General features: G+C 36.2%; 23 protein-coding genes and 1 pseudogene. 14 read left to right on the forward strand and 10 right to left on the reverse strand.

Features of this window, described 5'->3' with window-relative positions; translation table 11 throughout:
* The first annotated feature begins 90 nt into the window (after positions 1-90).
* The 8 genes from BCF58_RS09440 (at position 91) to BCF58_RS09475 (ending at position 6,376) form a co-directional block, all read left to right on the forward strand.
* Positions 91-660 carry a hypothetical protein gene (locus tag BCF58_RS09440; RefSeq protein ID WP_121461545.1) on the forward strand — a complete coding sequence of 190 codons (570 nt, stop codon included), beginning with the start codon at positions 91-93 and terminating at the stop codon, positions 658-660.
* On the forward strand, positions 657-1,388 hold the full coding sequence (gene ubiE, locus BCF58_RS09445) for a bifunctional demethylmenaquinone methyltransferase/2-methoxy-6-polyprenyl-1,4-benzoquinol methylase UbiE (protein ID WP_121461546.1): 732 nt from the start codon (positions 657-659) through the stop codon (positions 1,386-1,388). Before BCF58_RS09440 ends, ubiE begins: the two co-directional genes overlap by 4 nt.
* Positions 1,389-1,391: 3 nt before the next feature.
* Positions 1,392-2,174, forward strand: coding sequence for a type IX secretion/gliding motility protein PorT/SprT (gene porT, locus BCF58_RS09450; protein WP_121461547.1), 783 nt, complete (start codon positions 1,392-1,394; stop codon positions 2,172-2,174).
* A 136-nt stretch (positions 2,175-2,310) separates the two neighbouring features.
* Entirely contained in the window at positions 2,311-2,613 is a 303-nt protein-coding gene (locus BCF58_RS09455) for a V-type ATP synthase subunit I (RefSeq protein WP_121461548.1), read from the forward strand.
* Positions 2,613-2,900: a cell division protein ZapA gene (locus BCF58_RS09460; protein ID WP_121461549.1), complete on the forward strand. Its 288-nt coding sequence runs from the start codon at positions 2,613-2,615 to the stop codon at positions 2,898-2,900. The genes BCF58_RS09455 and BCF58_RS09460 overlap by 1 nt, the downstream gene beginning before the upstream one ends.
* Before the next feature lie 221 nt (positions 2,901-3,121).
* Positions 3,122-4,693: a ribonuclease Y gene (gene rny, locus BCF58_RS09465; RefSeq protein WP_121461550.1), complete on the forward strand. Its 1,572-nt coding sequence runs from the start codon at positions 3,122-3,124 to the stop codon at positions 4,691-4,693.
* Between the two features lie 79 nt (positions 4,694-4,772).
* A complete protein-coding gene (locus BCF58_RS09470) occupies positions 4,773-6,014 on the forward strand; it encodes an MFS transporter (RefSeq protein WP_121461551.1) in 1,242 nt (413 codons plus the stop codon).
* Between the two features lie 167 nt (positions 6,015-6,181).
* Positions 6,182-6,376: a hypothetical protein gene (locus BCF58_RS09475; protein WP_121461552.1), complete on the forward strand. Its 195-nt coding sequence runs from the start codon at positions 6,182-6,184 to the stop codon at positions 6,374-6,376.
* 79 nt (positions 6,377-6,455) lie between these two features.
* On the opposite strand, the gene BCF58_RS09480 is transcribed toward BCF58_RS09475, so the two are convergent.
* The 5 genes from BCF58_RS09480 to BCF58_RS09500 all read right to left on the reverse strand — a co-directional run bounded on the left by BCF58_RS09480 (position 6,456) and on the right by BCF58_RS09500 (position 10,595).
* Complete coding sequence (locus tag BCF58_RS09480; RefSeq protein ID WP_121462025.1) at positions 6,456-7,391, reverse strand: YeiH family protein; 936 nt, start codon at positions 7,389-7,391, stop codon at positions 6,456-6,458.
* Positions 7,392-7,474: 83 nt separating this feature from the next.
* Positions 7,475-8,356, reverse strand: coding sequence for a LysR family transcriptional regulator (locus tag BCF58_RS09485; RefSeq protein WP_121461553.1), 882 nt, complete (start codon positions 8,354-8,356; stop codon positions 7,475-7,477).
* Between the two features lie 26 nt (positions 8,357-8,382).
* Entirely contained in the window at positions 8,383-9,216 is an 834-nt protein-coding gene (locus BCF58_RS09490) for a GLPGLI family protein (RefSeq protein WP_121461554.1), read from the reverse strand.
* Between the two features lie 32 nt (positions 9,217-9,248).
* Positions 9,249-10,118, reverse strand: coding sequence for a sugar phosphate isomerase/epimerase family protein (locus BCF58_RS09495; protein ID WP_121461555.1), 870 nt, complete (start codon positions 10,116-10,118; stop codon positions 9,249-9,251).
* A 9-nt stretch (positions 10,119-10,127) separates the two neighbouring features.
* Entirely contained in the window at positions 10,128-10,595 is a 468-nt protein-coding gene (locus BCF58_RS09500) for an acyl-CoA thioesterase (protein ID WP_121461556.1), read from the reverse strand.
* Positions 10,596-10,718: 123 nt separating this feature from the next.
* On the opposite strand from BCF58_RS09500, the pseudogene BCF58_RS09505 reads away from it, so the two are divergent.
* From BCF58_RS09505 to BCF58_RS09515, 3 genes and pseudogenes are all read left to right on the forward strand, one after another.
* A pseudogene (locus BCF58_RS09505) lies at positions 10,719-11,070 on the forward strand (arsenate reductase family protein).
* A gap of 52 nt (positions 11,071-11,122) precedes the next feature.
* Positions 11,123-11,686: a Crp/Fnr family transcriptional regulator gene (locus BCF58_RS09510; protein ID WP_121461557.1), complete on the forward strand. Its 564-nt coding sequence runs from the start codon at positions 11,123-11,125 to the stop codon at positions 11,684-11,686.
* 51 nt (positions 11,687-11,737) lie between these two features.
* On the forward strand, positions 11,738-12,217 hold the full coding sequence (locus tag BCF58_RS09515; protein ID WP_121461558.1) for a DoxX family protein: 480 nt from the start codon (positions 11,738-11,740) through the stop codon (positions 12,215-12,217).
* Positions 12,218-12,274: 57 nt separating this feature from the next.
* Here the strand turns inward: BCF58_RS09515 and gcvT are convergent, their stop codons facing one another.
* The 4 genes from gcvT to BCF58_RS09535 form a co-directional block, all read right to left on the reverse strand.
* Entirely contained in the window at positions 12,275-13,351 is a 1,077-nt protein-coding gene (gene gcvT, locus BCF58_RS09520; RefSeq protein WP_121461559.1) for a glycine cleavage system aminomethyltransferase GcvT, read from the reverse strand.
* Between the two features lie 9 nt (positions 13,352-13,360).
* On the reverse strand, positions 13,361-13,840 hold the full coding sequence (locus tag BCF58_RS09525) for a hypothetical protein (RefSeq protein WP_121461560.1): 480 nt from the start codon (positions 13,838-13,840) through the stop codon (positions 13,361-13,363).
* A gap of 4 nt (positions 13,841-13,844) precedes the next feature.
* Complete coding sequence (idi, locus tag BCF58_RS09530; protein WP_121461561.1) at positions 13,845-14,354, reverse strand: isopentenyl-diphosphate Delta-isomerase; 510 nt, start codon at positions 14,352-14,354, stop codon at positions 13,845-13,847.
* 78 nt (positions 14,355-14,432) lie between these two features.
* Positions 14,433-15,035: a Pr6Pr family membrane protein gene (locus BCF58_RS09535; protein ID WP_121461562.1), complete on the reverse strand. Its 603-nt coding sequence runs from the start codon at positions 15,033-15,035 to the stop codon at positions 14,433-14,435.
* Positions 15,036-15,255: 220 nt separating this feature from the next.
* Here BCF58_RS09535 and BCF58_RS09540 point away from each other — a divergent pair, with 220 nt between their 5' ends.
* Positions 15,256-15,657 carry an LNS2 domain-containing protein gene (locus BCF58_RS09540; protein ID WP_121462027.1) on the forward strand — a complete coding sequence of 134 codons (402 nt, stop codon included), beginning with the start codon at positions 15,256-15,258 and terminating at the stop codon, positions 15,655-15,657.
* Positions 15,658-15,718: 61 nt separating this feature from the next.
* On the forward strand, positions 15,719-16,678 hold the full coding sequence (locus BCF58_RS09545) for a D-2-hydroxyacid dehydrogenase (RefSeq protein ID WP_121461563.1): 960 nt from the start codon (positions 15,719-15,721) through the stop codon (positions 16,676-16,678).
* 50 nt (positions 16,679-16,728) lie between these two features.
* Here the strand turns inward: BCF58_RS09545 and mscL are convergent, their stop codons facing one another.
* The gene (gene mscL / locus BCF58_RS09550) at positions 16,729-17,109 is read right to left on the reverse strand and encodes a large conductance mechanosensitive channel protein MscL (RefSeq protein WP_121461564.1); all 381 of its coding nucleotides are present in this window, start codon (positions 17,107-17,109) and stop codon (positions 16,729-16,731) included.
* Between the two features lie 138 nt (positions 17,110-17,247).
* On the opposite strand from mscL, the gene BCF58_RS09555 reads away from it, so the two are divergent.
* Positions 17,248-18,765: an NAD(P)H-hydrate dehydratase gene (locus tag BCF58_RS09555; protein WP_121462028.1), complete on the forward strand. Its 1,518-nt coding sequence runs from the start codon at positions 17,248-17,250 to the stop codon at positions 18,763-18,765.
* The last annotated feature ends 42 nt before the right edge of the window (positions 18,766-18,807 follow it).

Raw genomic sequence — 18,807 nt, forward strand, 5'->3', positions numbered from 1 at the left:
GATTTTTTAAAGATGCAAAGTTAATAATTAATATTAATAAGAAAGAATTAAAAATATTATTAAATTTGCAAAAATTGTACTTTACAATCTATGAAAAATAGCCCGTCATTGAAAGGTTTACTGATTGCTGTTGCGGTATTTATAGTAGCCTTTGGGATTTATTTCCTTTTTTTGGCCAAGAAAAACTATTATCTGGTAGATAATCCCACTCCCAATACGTATTATTATACTATTAATAACGGTTCCGAAGGAATCATTTCTGCAGGGCAGTCGGTGAAAGTAGATCTGAATAAAGGAAAAAATTCTATTAAAGTCTTCGACCAGAACAAAAAATTATTATACGATTCCGCGTTTCAGGTAGATAAAATTCGGGGTCTTATCAATATTGCACATCAGGATTATTATATCAATCGCCAATATTATGGATACAATCTTAAAAAAGATTCACTACTTTTGGTGCTTGATAAAACCGTAATAGACGGAAAAGAATATTTTGGGGATCCTAAACACTTCAATAAGCTTTATACAGAAGATTTTTATTATAATGTGAATGAAGATTATGATCAACTGATCAAGAATATTGATAAAGTGGAATCCCGCACAAAAATTTTCAGAAAGCAAGATTACCTTAACTATTATAAAGAATATTACAAGTTTTGACAAAAGATATTAACCAAGTAACTCCCTACAATTCTGAGGCTACCAAAAAAAGCCAGGTAGAGGATATGTTCGACAATATTGCACCCAAATATGACCTTTTGAATCATGTTTTATCCATGAAGATTGATGTTTTGTGGAGAAATAATCTGGTGAAATGGATGAAAAATGATCACCCGCAGGAAGTGCTGGATGTGGCTACAGGAACGGGAGATCTGGCCATCACCATAGAAAAAGGAACAGGTGCAAAAGTAATTGGTTTGGATTTATCGCAACAAATGTTAAATGTTGGCGTTATTAAAATAAAAAAACTTAAATTAGACGGCAAAATTTCCATGCAAAAGGGAGATGCAGAAAATTTACCTTTCGAGGACAATAGATTCGATGCTGTTTCCGTTGCATTTGGAGTAAGGAATTTTGAAAACCTCACTAAAGGTTTATCAGAGTTAAGAAGAGTAGTTAAAGATAACAAAAGTGTTTATATACTGGAGTTTTCAAAGGTTGAGGGTTTCTTAGGGCCATTTTATATGTTTTATTTCAAAAATATATTACCTGCCATCGGCAGACTGGTTTCTAAAGATAATAGGGCATATACATACCTTCCGGATTCTGTAAATGCTTTTCCTTTTGGGGAAAAGATGAGACAAATTCTTTTAGATACAGGATTTAAAAAAGTTGAATATAAAAAACAAAGTTTAGGTATAGCCACAATTTATAAAGCAACAAAGTAACCTATGAATAAATTTTTATTAAGAGCACTGGTTTTAGCCACCGTAAATATTGCAGTTTTTGCAGATGCACAATTTAGAACCCGAAACAGAATGGACAAGCTGGAAGATTTTGATCAGCAGACATTCAGTTGGGGTTTTTACTTAAATGGCAACTTGCTGGATTACCGTATCGTATTGCACCCTAGATATGGGATGAGCGGAAATCACAATCTTGTTACTTCTAAAGAAAGTATTAGTTTCGGTGCCGGGTTGATCGGTAAATGGAGACTTAACGATTATTTGGATCTAAGAGTGGAACCAGGGTTACAATTTGCTCAAAGACAGCTGACTTTCAACACTCAGTCTAATGATCAGTATGCTGCCGGAACTTTGACGAATCCTCCTTTTACTCCGATTCCTTTAACTGAAAACGATAAAGTAAGAGAAATCAAATCTACATTGGTTGATGTACCGGTATTATTGGAGCTTCATGGTCAAAGATGGTATAACTCCAGACCTTACGTTGCTGCAGGGGTGAATTATGTGGTGAACCTACAGTCAAACTCCAGTTCGGAAGACGATAACCTTCAGCAGGTTTTCAGATCCACAACTCACAATTTTGCGTGGTCTGCGGAAATGGGGATCCAGTTTTATTTCAACAAGTTTAAACTGACTCCCGGGATCAGAGGTACTTTCTTCATGAATAACGAAAAAGTGGCGGATAATGCCACCACTCCTCCTTACTGGTCAGCGGCAGTATCTACATTACAGACAAGAGCGATCATGTTTGTATTGAAATTCGAATAAGAAAATTAAAATAAAATATAAAAAGGAGGTGCAATGCACCTCCTTTTTTGTTTCCGTGGTTAAAATATAAGGAATTTTATTTTCATTAATGTTAATAATTTCATATTTTTGCTATTAGTTAGAATATAAACCTGAAATGCTTCAAAACTTAGAAAACAATTTTTCAGAACTGGAAAAAAAGATTTCGAACTTACAAAAGAATTATCGGACTCTTGCTGAAAAGTTATCGGAATTGAGTGTTGAGCATGAAGATCTGAAGAAGAAATATGATGAAGAAAGAAAGAAAAATCAGGTATTAGCAGAAGAACAAAAAAATATAAAACTTTATTCAGCAATATCAGGAAATCCCGAACACAACAGGTTAATGAAAAATCATATTAACAGGCTCGTGAAGGAAATAGATTTCTGTATTGCCCAGCTTCAAAACAGTGGACTATAATGGATGTAAGAAGAATAACCATCAACATTGCAGGAAGGGTATATCCGCTGAACGTACCGGCAGCAGAGGAAGAAACTTTGCGTAAAGTCGGGAAGCAGATTGAAAATATGATTAAAGATTTTGAACAAAATTTCGATGTAAGAGATAAACAGGATGCTTTGGCGATGTGTGCCCTTAAATTGGGAACCAATGCTGAAGTGGTGTCTCTTCAATACGAAAAAAGTATACATTCTACCAACGAAAGATTAACCCAGATTAATCAGTCGTTAAATGAAATTGGGAAATAGATTTTTCCCCAAAAGCTGCCTACAATAATTCTAACACATTAAAGGTAAACTCAACGCTAAACAATTACCGAACAAATGTCCATTGAATGGCGTGCCGGTCTTCCGGATTACAGACAGTGGAAATCAGTTCAAATCGTGTTGATTAGGAGTTTACTCTCAATCTTTGAATTGTTGTAGGCTTTTTTATTTTGAATTATGAAGACAATTAAAACTCGATATATATGACAACAACCGCAATTATTGTCGGCGTTATTTGCTTAGTAGTCGGGGCTGTTTTAGGAATGATCTTTTCTAGAAGCTCACTGAACTCAAAAGCTAAATTTATAATAGATGATGCAAAGAAAAATGCCGAAAACCTTATAGAAAAAGCTACTGTACAGGCTGAATCCATAAAAAAAGAAAAAAACCTTCAGGCAAAAGAAAAATTCCTTGAACTGAAATCCCAGCATGATGCCGATATTCAGGCTCGTGAAAAGAAAATGCAGGAGGCGGAAAAAAGAATAAAGGATAAAGAGCACAAGCTGAATGAAGAGCTTAGCAAGGCAGGAAAGCTTGAAAAGGATTTGGATAAGCAAATTGCAGATTATGCTAAGAAAAATGAGATTTTAGATAAAAAACAGCATGAATTAGACACCGTTACCGCTAAAAAAGTCGAAATTCTTGAGAAAATATCTAATTACACCGCTGAAGAAGCTAAAGTTGAATTGGTGGAATCCATGAGAGCTGAAGCAAAAACAAGAGCTCAGGCGCATGTTCAGAGCATTATGGAAGAAGCCCAGCTGAATGCCAAAAACGAAGCCAGGAAAATCGTTATTCAGACGATCCAGAGAATCGGAACCGAACAGGCCATCGAAAACTCCGTGTCTGTTTTCAATATTGAATCGGATGAAGTGAAAGGTAGGATTATCGGTAGAGAGGGTAGAAACATCCGTGCTTTAGAAGCCGTAACAGGAGTTGAAATCATTGTTGATGATACCCCGGAAGCTATTCTTCTTTCATGTTTCGATCCGGTAAGAAGAGAAATTGCCAGATTATCCCTTCACAGATTGGTTACGGATGGAAGAATCCACCCTGCAAGAATCGAAGAAGTTGTAGAAAAAACAAGAAAGCAAATTGAAGAGGAAATTATTGAAGTAGGAAAAAGAACCATCATAGACCTTGGAATTCACGGGTTACACCCGGAACTGATCAAGATCGTTGGTAGAATGAAATACCGTTCTTCTTACGGACAAAACCTATTGCAACACTCCAGAGAAGTAGCCAATATTGCTGCTACAATGGCTGCAGAATTGGGCTTAAATGTAAAACTAGCTAAGAGAGCAGGTTTATTACACGATATCGGTAAAGTTCCTGAGCAGGAATCTGAACTTCCTCACGCCTTATTAGGGATGCAATGGGCAGAAAAATATGGTGAAAACCCTGAAGTTGTTAACGCAATCGGGGCCCACCACGATGAAATTGAAATGAAATCATTATTATCCCCGATCATTCAGGTAGCGGATGCTATTTCAGGAGCAAGACCGGGAGCAAGACGCCAGGTGTTGGAATCTTATATCCAGAGACTGAAAGACCTTGAATCTGCTGCTTTAAGCTTCGACGGAGTGTCAAGTGCATATGCCATCCAGGCGGGTAGAGAATTAAGGGTAATGGTAGAAAGCGGAAAAGTGAATGACGAAGTCGCTTCCCAATTATCTTACGACATCTCTGAGAAAATCCAGAACGAATTAACGTATCCGGGGCAGGTAAAAGTAACAGTGATTAGAGAAACGAGAGCTGTGAATATTGCAAGATAATAATTGAACCAAGATATTTGATAAAAACCTTTCAAGAAATTGAAAGGTTTTTTATTTTTATCCAAATTTAAAAAGATCAATGCAAGAACTTTCTCTGTCTTCGAAACTGAAACACATTTTTTCCATTCCTGTTATTATTTCCGCCCTGGGCTACTTTGTAGACATTTATGATCTCCTCTTATTCGGTATTGTAAGAATCCCGAGTTTAAAGGATTTAGGATTGAATCCTGATGTGGATGGTACTTTCATTCTTAACTGTCAGATGGTCGGGTTATTAATTGGAGGGGTTGTATGGGGTGTTTTCGGAGATAAGAAGGGGAGGTTGTCCGTTTTATTCGGATCTATTCTGGTGTATTCACTGGCCAATATTGCCTGTGGCTTTTTACCGTATTTTCCTAAAGAGCATTTGGTTTATCAGTATGCTTTACTAAGATTTATTGCGGGAATTGGTCTGGCAGGAGAACTTGGGGCCGGAATAACCCTGGTTTCTGAAAGTTTACCTAAAAACCTTAGAGCCATTGGAACCTCTGTAGTGGCGGGTTTTGGTTTGATGGGAGCTGTTGTGGCTCAGTTAACGGTAGAACTGGCTGGCGGCTGGAATATTTCTTACATTATAGGCGGAGGATTGGGAATCCTGCTTTTGTTTTTGAGAATAAGCGTTTCGGAATCCGGTATTTATAAAAACATTGAGCAGAAAAGCATTTCTAAAGGAAATTTTTTCTCCTTTTTTACCCATAAAGACCGTTTGATAAGATATCTGAAATGTATTGCTGTCGGGCTGCCTACATGGTATTGTATTGGCATTTTAGCTGTTTTAGCCAATCAGTTTGCCTCTGAACTGGGCATTACCGAAATCAGTCCCGGTAAAGCAATTATGTGGGCTTATGTTGGGATTTCTGTCGGTGATTTAATGAGCGGGTTTATTTCCCATGCGTTGAAATCAAGAAAGATGGCTATTTTCTATATGCTCGTTTTTACGTTGATAGGAGTAGCGATTATGCTTTTCGGGAACACTGATACGGAAACGAAATATTACATTTTCTGTGTATGGCTTGGATTGGGAACCGGATATTGGGCCATGTTTGTTACTTTGGCGGCAGAACAGTTCGGGACCAATATCAGAAATACGGCTACGACTACAGTACCCAATATGGTAAGAGGTCTTGTTCCGGTAATGATTCTGGCTTTTGATTTTTTCAAAAATAGCTTTTCGATTATTGTAAGTGCAGCTATTCTGGGGGTGATTGTGTTTGGATTGGCCATCTATTCGGCGCTTACAATTTCAGAAACCCACAATAAAGATCTGGAGTTTACCGAATAATTGTTTAATAATTAAAATCTTTGTTTTCCTTTCAGATGTAAATATAACAGCAATTGGATCAAGGTATTATTAAATTTTATATTAAATTATGTTGCAAATAATATATATTTGTTTAACTTTGAAAAAGAACTAAATTATAATTGTTTAATCACCTAAAATCAAATCACATGTCAAACAACATTTTAAAAAACGCTAAGAAGCTAAAAAAAGCAGACCTTAAAAATATTGCAGGAGGAATCAGCGGAAATCCTGATTTATCTCTTTGCGGATGCAGCTGTTCAGGTTCGGTAACAGGACCTTGGTATTGTGTACAATATATCGCTTGCCCACAAGTATATACATGCGGATCTGCTGAAATTTAAGAAATTATTTCAATTGAAATAAACATTTCCACATTTAAATACAAAAGCCTTTTGGTTCTCCAAAAGGTTTTTGTTGTTTTTATTTCATGATATAAATAAGGCTTCCGGCACTTATAGCGATCCAAAGGATCACCGCAGCAGCTAATGGCTTAAAGCCTATAGTCTTTAGGGTCCGGACAGATAGAGTAGAGCCGATTAAAAATAAGGTTAAGTTCAGACCTGATTTAGCGAAACCGGTTACTATTGAAGTAAGGCTATCCGGGAAAGGAAGATAGGTGTTCAGCAGAATAGCAAGAATAAACCATCCGATGAACCAGGGGATTTTAATTTTCGTTCCCTTATTTTTAAAGATAAACATAGTAATAATAGAAACGGGAATAATCCATAAAGCACGAGCCAATTTTACCGTTGTAGCTGTTTTTAAAGCTTCATCTCCATACTTACTTGCAGCTCCCACCACAGAGCTTGTATCATGGATGCCTATGGCACACCATAATCCGAACTGTTCCTGGGATAAGTCCAGTAAATGACCTATTGCAGGGTAAATAAACAAAGCAAGGGAATTAAGGGTGAAAATAATAGCCAATGCAAGTGAGATCTGCCTTGTTTCAGGTTTAATGATAGGAGAAGTAGCTGCAATAGCGCTTCCTCCACAAATGGCTGTTCCTACTGAAATTAAATAGGACAACGGTTTATCCAGTTTAAATATTTTTCCTAAAAAATACCCTAAAACCATCACCGATATAATGCTTGCAATCGTTAATGAAAATCCTGTTTTTCCCGCCTCTAAAGCTTCATCCAGCTTCAATCCGAAACCTAATCCTACGATGGAAATCTGCAATAATAGATGGATATATGAGTGTAAGTTCTTTTCAAAGGGATTGCCAATGAAAACAGCCAGAAGAAATCCCAAAGCCAGAGCAATGGGGGAGGAAATAAAAGAGGTCAGGCAAAGAGTTGCAAATCCTGTAAAAATGATCTTTTGGACAGATTCATTCCGGATCAATTTTTTCATATTGTAAAACATTGAATTCATGGTTCAAAATTCTACAATTTATTATTACAAAGTAAATTGAATTTTGTTATTGATGATAACTTTTAGTTATAATTAATGAATCGTAAAAAGAGATTGATCAGTTCAGATTGCTCACCTTTGGAAAGAATAATATGGAAGTTTCTTTCGATACTGAAATTTTTAAGGTCGATAATGGTAAGAAGATTGTTCTTTAATTCATGCAGAATGGTGCTCACTGAAAGAAATGCCATACAATTTGAATGCAGCAGATAATTCTTAATGCTTTCGCTGCTTCCTAATCGCATTACGGTGTGTAATTCTTCAATCGTGATTCTTTTTTCTTTCAGACGGTTTTGAATGAATTCCTGCGTCCCGGAACCTTGTTCACGGAAAACAAAATCCAATCCATAAAGCTCCTTCAGGCTCAACGTTTTGTTTGCCAATGGATGTCCTGATCTTGCTACAAGAACAATTTCATCTGCTTTAAAAGATTGATAGTCAAAATAAGAAGATTGAGATTCTCCTTCAATAATTCCGAAATCAATTTTACCGCTTTTTAATAATTCCGAAATGGCTTCTGTATTGTAGGTTAATAATTCGATATTAATGTCTTTATAGTAAGAATTGAATTTCGCAAGAATTTCAGGAAGAATATATTGAGCTACCGTAGTACTTGCTCCAATAATCAGTTTGCCTTTGTGCTGCTGGTTGATCTGATAGATCTCAAACTCAAGATCACGGTAGATATTCCGGATCTTTTCTGCATATTCAAAGAGAATTTTTCCACTTTGAGTAAGCTGTATGGTGGTTCCATTCCGGTGGAACAGCTTTGTGTTGAGCTGGTTTTCGATTTCTTTAATATGCTTGGTGACAGCCGGCTGAGAAATATGCAGTTCCTCCGAAGCTCTGGTGAAGCTCAGCCTGGATGCAACGGTATGAAAAACTTTTAACCTGTAATCAAACATTATGAATGTATATCTCTTAATTAATTTCAGTAACGGATCGCTTTATCAATTTCAACAGGATTGTTATATTTCCTGATCACTTCCTGCATATTTTTGGTTTGGCTGTTAAGGTCATCAAGCGTACGTATTTCTTTTCCGTTGATATTAATATTAAGATTCGTATTGGTTTTACTGAAATTAGTTCTTTCAAAGGCAAAAGGATCATTATAAAATTCCACCAAAAGTTTTTTCTTCTGTTTTTCTGTAACAGGAATAGCCTTAGTCCCGAAATTAGATTCCAGAAAATCATCGGTAGAAATGAAAGCCGGTAATTTCTGGCTTTTAATCAAATGGTAAATGAAATTATTGTTGGAATCCTGGATTTCGAAAATTAATCCGGGTAATCCACGGAATTTAAAAGGCCCTTCATTAAAAGGAATATCTTTGCTGAACCATGCCGTCCAATTTCTGCCTCCAAATATGGTAGTAGCCTTTTGTAGCTTGTATCCCTGAACAATTTTAGTTTCATCGGAAATAGTCCAGTTCATGGGATCAGTTGTTTTAAAAGAGTAATACCCGAATTTGATATTGATGAAATTTTCATTATCAAAACTGTTCATCTTTCTCTTCACAATTTGTCCGCTCATGTCAACATGTTTATTATCCATATTCCCAAACTTTTTGTTTAATGAATCTGCAATCAAAAGATTCCTTCCATAGAATTTTACCTCCTTTGAATTGATATCCAATATCATATTGAATTTCTGATATTCGTTTTCAGTGGAGTCCATTTTTAATTGCAGTTCATAAATGAACCTTTGGGTTTGCGATGCTGCGGGTATTATGAATAGTAGAAACAGCAAAATGAAAATATTTCTCATGGCTAAATGCTATCAATGTTATCTCTAAATTACTAAAAGAAAAAATGATTCTTCAGAATATAATCACGACTTATACTAATGCTTTCGAAAATATCTTTATCACTTGAATCCTGCTCCACAAACCAATACTTAAGACCTGCTTTTTTTCTGGCCTCAAAAATTCTTTTAAAGTCAATTGTTCCGTTTCCAATTTCCGTAAAATCTTTGCTGTCTTTCTGCATATCTTTTACATGCCATAAAGGAAATCTTCCGGGATGTTTTTCAAAATAAGCGACAGGATCGAGTCCTGCTTTTGAAATCCAGTAGAGATCAAGTTCCATTTTAACCAGTTCTGAAGATGAATTTTCTAAAATAAAATCATAAATAGTACCTTTCTCATCCCATTTCTCAAACTCAAAATCATGATTGTGATACGCCATCTGAATACCGGCTTTTTGAGTGACTTCACCGGAGATTTCCAACAGCTCCGGAAACTTCCTGTAATGTTCAGTGGTTCTTTCCTCCGGAAAAAGATAGGAGCAAACCATATATTTCGCTCCGAGAAAATTCAGATCTTCAACAGATTGTTCCCAGTTATTTAATAGGGTTCCCGCGCTTTTATCCATAACTCCTGTCGTATGATGGGAGCTTATAATTTTCAATCCGGTATTTTTAAGGATAGATTGGAACTCGGTTTTATTTTTTCCAAAGAAAGTTCCGTTATACCCATAAATTTCCAGCTCTCTATAGCCTAGAGCCGCTAATTTTTCAAGAGCTTTTTCCGGATTATCGGATAGGGCATCCCGAATGGTGTAAAGCTGTATTGCCAGGTTTTTTTTACGATCGGCAAAACCGGATACTCCACAAGAATATAATCCGATGAAACCCAAAGATGATAATTTTATGAAATCTTTTCTAAGCATTGAATTCCACTATAAAAAAGGTTTCATTTCGTCTTCGATCTGGGTTCTGAGTTCCATCAGACGGATCGCATACTGTTCAAGCTGTTTTTCTTCTTCGGTTTCCGGAGTCCATTTCGGAACAGGAAGTTTTTTACCATTCTCATCTACAGCAACAAATACAATGATGCAATGGGTTTTTTTGTCAAAATTTGGCTGCTTTAAATTCCTTGAAGAAACGTTAATGGCAATATGCATGCTTGAAGTCCCAGTGTAAATCACCTGTGCTTCTACCTGTACCACCTCACCGATTTTGATAGGTTCATAAAAACGGATTCCGCCAACATATACGGTAACGGAATAATTTCCACTCCAGGTGGTTGCACATGCGTAACCTGCCTGATCAATCCATTTCATAACACTTCCTCCGTGAACGTTTCCTCCGTAATTAACATCTGAAGGCTCTGAAATAAACTGAAAAGTAATAGGCTTGTTCTCCATTGATATAAAAATTTGAATAAAGGTATTTAATAATTTTCAAAATTTTAGATTAAATCCTACTTTTGAAGCCTGAAACCTCAAAAAGGTAAACCATAATTAATAAAAAGAAGCCAGAAACAGGAAATGAAAAAAGTATTTTACCTTAATACGTGTGACACATGCAGAAAAAATATTAGCGCAATTTGATCTTACAGATTGGGAGCTTCGTGAAATCAAAAAAGAGCCGGTGACTAAAGAAGAATTAACTGAAATGTATAAAAAGACGAAGTCTTATGAAGCTTTATTCAGTAAAAAATCTACCCAGATCAAATCAAGAGGTATTGACGTAAAATCCCTGGAGGAAAAAGATTTTAAAAAGCTGTTGCTGGATCATTATACCTTTCTGAAACGTCCGGTTTTCATTACGGATGATAAAATCTTCGTAGGAAATGATAAGAAAAATGTAGAAGCTTTGAAGGAATTTTTTGAAGCGTAATTAAGCAAGGAGTTGATTTATAATTAAGTATTTTCTTTATGTTTGTTTTGTTATGGAACAGATCCGAACCTATTTTGAGCAATCAGTTACAATGTCTGACCGGGATTGGCAACTGTTTTCATCGAAACTTGAAAGACAGAAGTTTTCCAGAAAAGATCATCTTATCACTGCCGGGAAAAAAGAAAACTACCTTTCTTTTATAGAAAAAGGCAGTGTAAGATTTTATATTGCCGGTGAAGATGATTTTACTTTCTCATTCTCATTTGCTGGCGAATTTGTAAGTGCTTATGATTCGTTTCTTACACAAAAAAACTGCAGTTACTATATTCAGGCACTTGAAGAAACTGTCCTTTGGCGCATTTCCTATCAGGATCTCAATATAATTTATGATGAAACTGAAGTAGGAGACAGGATTGGAAGGCTTGCCGGTGAAGGACTATATCTTGATATTTTTAAAAGAGAAATATCCCTGTTAACGAAAACAGCAGAAGAAAGATATCTGGCTTTATTTTCGGAGCGTCCTCATATTCTGAAATATATACCGTTGAAATATATTGCCTCATATATCGGAATTACACCCCAGGCACTGAGCAGAATCAGACGCAAGATTTCTTAACCTAGGTTCATTGCTTTGTAAAAGCAGATGGTAGAACTTTGCATAAAAAAAATGCCTGAAGCTATTTTACCTATTGTCCTGATCATTTCTATGATCATTTTTAAACTGATTCGTAAAGAGTATGAATATGCTCTTTCAGCACGGATTGCTATGGCATTGATGCTTGTAGCAACCGGAATTGCTCATTTTGTATACAGCAAAGGAATGACTTTAATGATTCCAGCATTCATACCCTGCAGAGAGGAACTGGTTTGGGTAACCGGTATTTTTGAAATTGTATTGGCGGTGGCAATACTGATTCCCAGGTTTCAAAAAAAGGCTGGATGGATGCTGATCTTATTTTTTGTCTTGATTCTACCAGCTAATATATATGCCGCTTTTGAGCATGTTAATATGAAAACTGCTGATTTTACGGGAAATGGAACCAGCTATCTATGGTACAGGATTCCTTTACAGCTGTTTTTTATTGTCTGGGTATATTTTTCATGCATCCGGATTCCGTACAAAATAAAGCCTGTCATTGATTTGTAGAAAAAGAAAAGGATGTCCTCAATAGGACATCCTTTTCTTTTATATTTTTAGAACAGACTATACAAAAGGAGCTTTCACCACTTTTGCAGGAAGGTTCTTATTTCTTACCTGAATGAAAATTTCTGATCCGAGTTTAAAATGAGGCTTATCAACATAAGCTAATCCTAAACCGATTTTTTTCATCGGAGACTGAGTTCCTGAAGTTACCTTACCGATTACATTTCCTTCCGCATCTACAACAGGGTAGTCATGTCTTGGAACCCCTTTATCTTGAAGCTCAAAACCTACTAATTTTCTGTTTACCCCTTCTTCTTTTTGCTTGGCAAAAGTATCTTTAGACACAAAATCTTTATCAAACTTGGTGATCCATCCTAATCCTGCTTCAATTGGAGAAGTAGTATCATCAATATCATTTCCGTATAAGCAGAATCCTTTTTCCAATCTTAAAGTATCTCTCGCCGCTAATCCGCAAGGAATGATTCCTTCCGCTTCTCCGGATTTAATAATTTCATCCCAAAGTTTTTCAGCAGATTCGTTTTTGAAATAGATCTCAAAACCTCCGCTTCCTGTGTAACCTGTGTTGGAAATAATCACATCATTTACTCCGGCAACAGAACCAACAGTAAAATTATAGTAAGGAATTTCAGAAAGGTTGGTATCCGTTAATTTCTGAAGGATTTCCGTTGCTTTCGGACCTTGAACAGCTAAAAGAGACATCTCATCAGAAGCATTTGTCATTTGAGCCCCGAATGTGTTGTATTTTGAAATATGATTCCAGTCCTTATCAATATTGGAAGCATTTACCACCACAAAATATTTGTTGTCTTCCATTTTATAAACGATCAAATCATCCACGATTCCCCCATTTTCATTAGGAAGACAAGAGTATTGAGCTTTTCCGTTTTCCAAAGCATCTACATTGTTGGTGGTAACATATTGTAAAAGTTCTTTAGAACCAGGACCTTCAATGAAAAACTGTCCCATGTGGGAAACATCAAATAATCCTGCTTTTTCTCTTACTGCAAAATGCTCTTCAGTAACTCCTGAATATTGTACAGGCATTTCAAAACCTGCAAAAGGTACTATTTTCGCTCCTAAAGAAACGTGTTTGTCGTACAAGGCTGTTTTCTTCATGTTTATTTTTTATTTCTTTATTTTAAAACTGTTGAAAGTATCGTTGAAAAGAGTCATATAATTACCGTTCCAGTATTTCTGTTTACAATTGATGGTAATAAGATAAAGCTCTTTTTCTTTCTGAAAGACTTTTGTGATCCAGTAAAGCTTTTCTTTTTCATCAAAATATTCGTAATGATATTCTGTATATCCTTTTTTACCATTCCGGCTTTTTATTTTGCTTTCCTCATCCGTTGACTGGTAAAGGGCAAGAATGAATTTTTTGGTTTCATTTTTAGGAAGATCAAGGTTATGATATTCTGAAATGGTAATCGCTCCAACCTGATTGTCCGGGAAGATATTGACGATTTCCCCGCTATTCATTACTTTCCATATTTCGGGAAAAGAAATGGAATAATTCGGGTTATCATACACTTTCGTGGCCGTTTTTTGTGCAAAAACTATAAAGCTTATCAAAAAAGTCAGTAATAAAGCAATTCTTTTTGTCATAAATTTAAAAATGGTGTTTATATTCTTCAAGAATTATTTTGAACCATTCTGTGAAATGTTCCGGATTTTCAGCTAATTCCTGGTCAAGCTCTTCCATGGAAATGTATCTCACATCATCCACTTCATCCTTATTCAAATTGAAATCGCCTTCGTATGTTCCTACGAACACATGATCCAGTTCATGTTCCCAAAGTCCTTCACCAACATCCGCTTTATAGATAAAGTTGAATTTTTCAGAAAGATCGGCTGTTATTCCCAATTCTTCTTTTAATCTTCTTTTAGCCCCATCAAGATAAGTTTCCCCATTTCTGGGATGTGAACATACTGCATTCGTCCATTGATTGGGAGAATGATATTTTTCAGCTGCTCTTTTTTGTAAAAGCATTTCGCCTTTACTGTTGAATAAGAAAATGGAAAAAGCTCTGTGCAGTAAGCCGTTTACGTGAGCCTGCTGCTTTTCCATCAAGCCTAAAACTTCATCTTCAGGATTTACTAAAACTACAAATTCTTCCATTCCTACAAATGTAAGTGTAATAAATGTATTTTGGAAATTTTTGGTAAAACATCATATTTGGACAGGCTGAAGAGCCTGCTAACGATGGACAGATTTGCCAAGCCTTATCAAAAGCATGGACAATCCTATAAAAAATATAAGGATCCAGATCGAATTGGCAATAACGTTGAGAAGCCCTAATGTATCTGCATCAATAAAAGGATAGGGATAAAACCCGGAAAAGCTTCCTCTGATCAGAATATAACAAAGATAAAGTAACGGGTAAATGGACCATTTAGGAATCTGGTTATAATTCAGAGAAGAAGTATTCTCATAGAGATACCAATAGATAAGAACAAGAACAGGAATTACACTGTGCAGTAATTCATCAACAACTTTCTGTAATCCTGTCGGGCTCCAGGTTGAGCGAAGAATGACCTGATACACGAGACCAACAATGACAATATAAACGGTAATACCCGTTAATATTCCCGGATTTTTATTTTCAGATGGAGGATTGCTCCAAACTTGCCTGGTAAAATATAATGCGACAATTAAATTGGTAAGAATCGTAAAATAGCTGAAAAACCTGATATTTGTTTCCGGAAAAGAAACTGTACTGTTTTTCAGCATCAGGTAATATTGGGCGATTATCGCAAACCAACCGATAAGACAGAACAGTAAAGCCAGCGTTTTTCTCATATCGTTATTAGCTTATTCGAAGATAAAAAGAAAAAATCAGTTTCAATCCCGATCTTCTGAAATTATAAAACGAAAATTTTTAATCTGTGATGAGGAAAATATAGGTTTATTATTAATTTTATTCATTAAATATTAATTTATTTAGTAAATTTTTAATCTGATACAGTTTGAAGATTCTTTCTGACCGAAAAACCGTACCTTTGCCATTCAAAATTTAATGATGGAATTAGAATACAAAGCCCATATAAGTCCGATACTTAAGGACGGAGTAAAGAACTACTTAATCGATATTGACGGGACCATTACAGATGACGTGCCGAATGAAGAGCCGGAAAGAATGGTTACCTGCGAACCGTATCCTGATGCTTTGGAAACCATTAATAAATGGTACGATGAAGGCCATCAGATTTGCTTTTTCACTTCAAGAACTGAAAATTTAAAGCAAATCACGATCGATTGGCTGGATAAGCACGGTTTCAAATACCACAGTGTATTATGCGGAAAACCGAGAGGTGGAAATTACCATTGGATTGATAATCACCTGGTGAGAGCTACAAGATATAAAGGTAAATTTACGGATATGGTAGAAAAACAGGTGACCATTGAAGTTTTTAAAGACTAGAAAAGATTCATGAATCCCGGATGAATTCCGTTCGGGTTCAAAAAAATAATTAAAAGTTCTAATGAAAGTTTTAGCAAATGACGGTTTGGATCAATCAGGCATTGATGCATTAACTGAAAAAGGTTTTGAAGTGATTACTACAAAAGTTCCGCAGGAGTTTTTAGTAGAATATATTAATGAGCATAAAATCCGTACTTTATTGGTGCGAAGTGCGACTCAGGTAAGAAAAGACATTATTGATAACTGCCCGTCGCTGGACATCATTGGAAGAGGAGGAGTAGGAATGGATAATATTGATGTAGACTATGCCAGAGAAAAAGGAATTCATGTGATCAATACACCTTCAGCTTCTTCAGAATCTGTTGCTGAATTGGTTTTTGCCCATTTATTTTCAGGAGCAAGATTTTTGCAGGACTCCAACAGAAAAATGCCTTTAGTAGGAGATACGGAATTTGCCTCACTTAAAAAAGCATATACGGCAGGGATTGAGCTCAGAGGAAAAACCATTGGTATTGTAGGGATGGGAAGAATCGGGCAGGAAGTGGCAAGAATTGCATTAGGCCTTGGGATGAGAGTGATTGCAGCAGATAATAATGTAGGAAAGGCAAGCATTAAAGTGAAATTCTATAACAACCAGTTCATCAACGTTGATATTGAAACAGAACCGCTACACGATGTAATAAAGCATTCAGATTTTATCACCCTTCATGTTCCGGCTCAAAAAGGCGGTTACATGATCGGTAAGAACGAATTTGAAATGATGAAGGACGGGGTTGCTGTCGTAAATTGTTCAAGAGGTGGAGTAATTGATGAAGCTGCTTTAATTGAAGCTCTGGATTCCGGAAAAGTAAAATTTGCAGGTTTAGATGTTTTCATTAATGAACCGACACCTTCCAAAGAAATTTTAAACCACCCGAAAATCTCTCTGACCCCTCATACGGGAGCATCTACATTAGAAGCTCAGGATAGAATAGGACTTTCCTTAGCTGAACAGATTTCAAGCATTCTACAGATTCATTAAGAAATCTGTTGTACCATAAAAAAACACCTCACATTGAGGTGTTTTTTGTTTTATACGTTCCTGTTGCTTTTCAATAAATCCCGGATTTCTGTCAATAATTTTTGATCGTCAGTAGGCCCGGCTGGTGCAGCTTCTTCTTTCTTGCTGATTCTGTTAATTCCTTTTATCATCATGAAAAGAACTAAAGCAATACAGAAAAAGTTGATCACCGCTGATAAAAAGTTACCGTAAGTAACCCCGTTCCATGCTAGCTCTTTAATATTATCTGCACCGGCAGCTTTCATGGCAGGATTCAGAAGAAGTGGGGTAATAACGTCTTCTACAAATGAAGAAACGATTTTACCAAAAGCCCCACCAATAATTACCCCTACTGCCAGATCAATAACGTTGCCTTTGATAGCAAACTCTTTAAATTCTTTAATAAATCCCATAATTTATATTTTTTTGTTTATTGTTATATACAAAAGTAGGTTTTAAAAACATAAACATCAATAGTTTTAGTTATTTTTCATCTTAAATTCACGTTATATTGAGGTTATTATTGTTAAATTTAATCAAATTACATGAAAATGAAAATACTTACAGCAGAACAGATCCGGGAATGTGACCGGTTTACCATTGAAAATGAGCCCATTTCTTCCGTTCAACTGATGGAGAGAGCCGCACAGGCCTGTGCCAACTGGATATCTGAACACTGTAAAAATCATAAAAAAATAGCCATATTTTGCGGAATCGGAAACAATGGCGGAGATGGGCTGGCTATGGCAAGAATGCTTTATTTGAAGGGATTTGATGTAGATGTTTTTATCAATACTGCTCAACAAAAGCTTTCTGAGGACGCATCTGTCAATTTCAAAAAATTAAGAGATTTTTCCGGAATTGATATTAAAAGTTTCCAAGAAGTAGATCAGTATAACTTTGATAGCAAAACAATTATAATAGATGCGCTTTTCGGGACCGGGCTTTCAAGAAAAATAGAGGTGGGGTACAAATGCCTGATTGATAAACTGAACGAAATAGACAACATAAAAATATCTATAGATCTCCCGTCCGGGTTATTTGCCGATACTATTGCAGAAAATGATTCTACTATTTTCAAAGCAGATTATACATTAAGTTTCCAATGTTGGAAGAAGAGCTTCTTGCATACCGAAACGGGAAAATATACCGGAAAGGTGGTTATCCTGGATATTGGCCTTAGTAAGGAATATATTTCGAATGCTATAACCAATGATTTTGTCATTGATGATCGTCTTGTAGAAAAAAATTTTAAGCCCAGAGAGGACTTCTCACACAAAGGAACCTATGGAAGGATCACGATAATAGCCGGAAGCTACGGAAAAATTGGAGCTGCAGTTCTTTCTACAAAAGCGGCTTTAAAAACTGGAGCCGGGTTAACTTTCACACTTGCTCCCCGTTGCGGATATGAAATTCTCCAGACCTCTTGTCCCGAAGCCATGTTTATAGAAGGAGGAAACCAATTTGTCAGTCAATTTGAAATAGAAAAAGATTCGGTTTGTGGGATAGGACCGGGTCTAGGAACCGAACCTGAAACAGAGAAAAATTTTCTTCAGTTTTTAAAAGAATATTCAGAACCATTAATTCTGGATGCAGATGCGCTGAATATCATTTCCAGGGATGAGAAAAATATAAAATTGATTCCCCAAAAGTCCATCATCACGCCGCATCCTAAAGAATTTGAAAGACTTTTCGGAAGTACTGCAGATTCTTTTCAAAGAGTGGAGCTGGCTCGTAAAAAAGCCTCTGAGCTTCAGATTTATATTATTTTAAAAGATCATCATACCCAGGTTATTACCCCGGAAGGGAAAGTATTTTATAATATTACCGGAAATTCCGGACTTGCCAAGGGGGGAAGCGGAGATATTCTTACCGGAATACTGACATCATTCCTGGCGCAGGGATATTCAGAAGAAAACACAGGTGTGTTGGGAGTCTGGTTCCATGGAAAAGCTGCGGATATGGCTGCAGGAAAGCATTCTAAAGAAGCGATGTTGCCTACAGACGTAATCAGTGAATTTGGGAATGTTTTTGATGAACTCAACAAAAGGATTTCCCCTAAACTATAAAACAAAAAAGCCACAATCAATTGTGGCTTTTTTAATATTAAA

This window comes from Chryseobacterium defluvii (assembly GCF_003634775.1).
Taxonomy (GTDB): Bacteria; Bacteroidota; Bacteroidia; order Flavobacteriales; family Weeksellaceae; genus Chryseobacterium; species Chryseobacterium defluvii.

Coding starts and splice junctions, on each gene's coding strand:
- BCF58_RS09525 (WP_121461560.1), bottom strand. CDS start 13,840: ATGACAAAAAGAATTGCTTTATTACTGACTTTTTTGATAAGCTTTATA.
- BCF58_RS09485 (WP_121461553.1), bottom strand. CDS start 8,356: ATGTTTGATTACAGGTTAAAAGTTTTTCATACCGTTGCATCCAGGCTG.
- BCF58_RS09540 (WP_121462027.1), top strand. CDS start 15,256: ATGGAATTAGAATACAAAGCCCATATAAGTCCGATACTTAAGGACGGA.
- BCF58_RS09460 (WP_121461549.1), top strand. CDS start 2,613: ATGGATGTAAGAAGAATAACCATCAACATTGCAGGAAGGGTATATCCG.
- BCF58_RS09440 (WP_121461545.1), top strand. CDS start 91: ATGAAAAATAGCCCGTCATTGAAAGGTTTACTGATTGCTGTTGCGGTA.
- BCF58_RS09555 (WP_121462028.1), top strand. CDS start 17,248: ATGAAAATACTTACAGCAGAACAGATCCGGGAATGTGACCGGTTTACC.
- idi (WP_121461561.1), bottom strand. CDS start 14,354: ATGGAAGAATTTGTAGTTTTAGTAAATCCTGAAGATGAAGTTTTAGGC.
- BCF58_RS09515 (WP_121461558.1), top strand. CDS start 11,738: ATGCCTGAAGCTATTTTACCTATTGTCCTGATCATTTCTATGATCATT.
- gcvT (WP_121461559.1), bottom strand. CDS start 13,351: ATGAAGAAAACAGCCTTGTACGACAAACACGTTTCTTTAGGAGCGAAA.
- BCF58_RS09455 (WP_121461548.1), top strand. CDS start 2,311: ATGCTTCAAAACTTAGAAAACAATTTTTCAGAACTGGAAAAAAAGATT.
- BCF58_RS09500 (WP_121461556.1), bottom strand. CDS start 10,595: ATGGAGAACAAGCCTATTACTTTTCAGTTTATTTCAGAGCCTTCAGAT.
- BCF58_RS09545 (WP_121461563.1), top strand. CDS start 15,719: ATGAAAGTTTTAGCAAATGACGGTTTGGATCAATCAGGCATTGATGCA.
- porT (WP_121461547.1), top strand. CDS start 1,392: ATGAATAAATTTTTATTAAGAGCACTGGTTTTAGCCACCGTAAATATT.
- BCF58_RS09490 (WP_121461554.1), bottom strand. CDS start 9,216: ATGAGAAATATTTTCATTTTGCTGTTTCTACTATTCATAATACCCGCA.
- BCF58_RS09510 (WP_121461557.1), top strand. CDS start 11,123: ATGGAACAGATCCGAACCTATTTTGAGCAATCAGTTACAATGTCTGAC.
- BCF58_RS09535 (WP_121461562.1), bottom strand. CDS start 15,035: ATGAGAAAAACGCTGGCTTTACTGTTCTGTCTTATCGGTTGGTTTGCG.
- rny (WP_121461550.1), top strand. CDS start 3,122: ATGACAACAACCGCAATTATTGTCGGCGTTATTTGCTTAGTAGTCGGG.
- BCF58_RS09475 (WP_121461552.1), top strand. CDS start 6,182: ATGTCAAACAACATTTTAAAAAACGCTAAGAAGCTAAAAAAAGCAGAC.
- mscL (WP_121461564.1), bottom strand. CDS start 17,109: ATGGGATTTATTAAAGAATTTAAAGAGTTTGCTATCAAAGGCAACGTT.
- BCF58_RS09470 (WP_121461551.1), top strand. CDS start 4,773: ATGCAAGAACTTTCTCTGTCTTCGAAACTGAAACACATTTTTTCCATT.
- BCF58_RS09495 (WP_121461555.1), bottom strand. CDS start 10,118: ATGCTTAGAAAAGATTTCATAAAATTATCATCTTTGGGTTTCATCGGA.
- BCF58_RS09480 (WP_121462025.1), bottom strand. CDS start 7,391: ATGAAAAAATTGATCCGGAATGAATCTGTCCAAAAGATCATTTTTACA.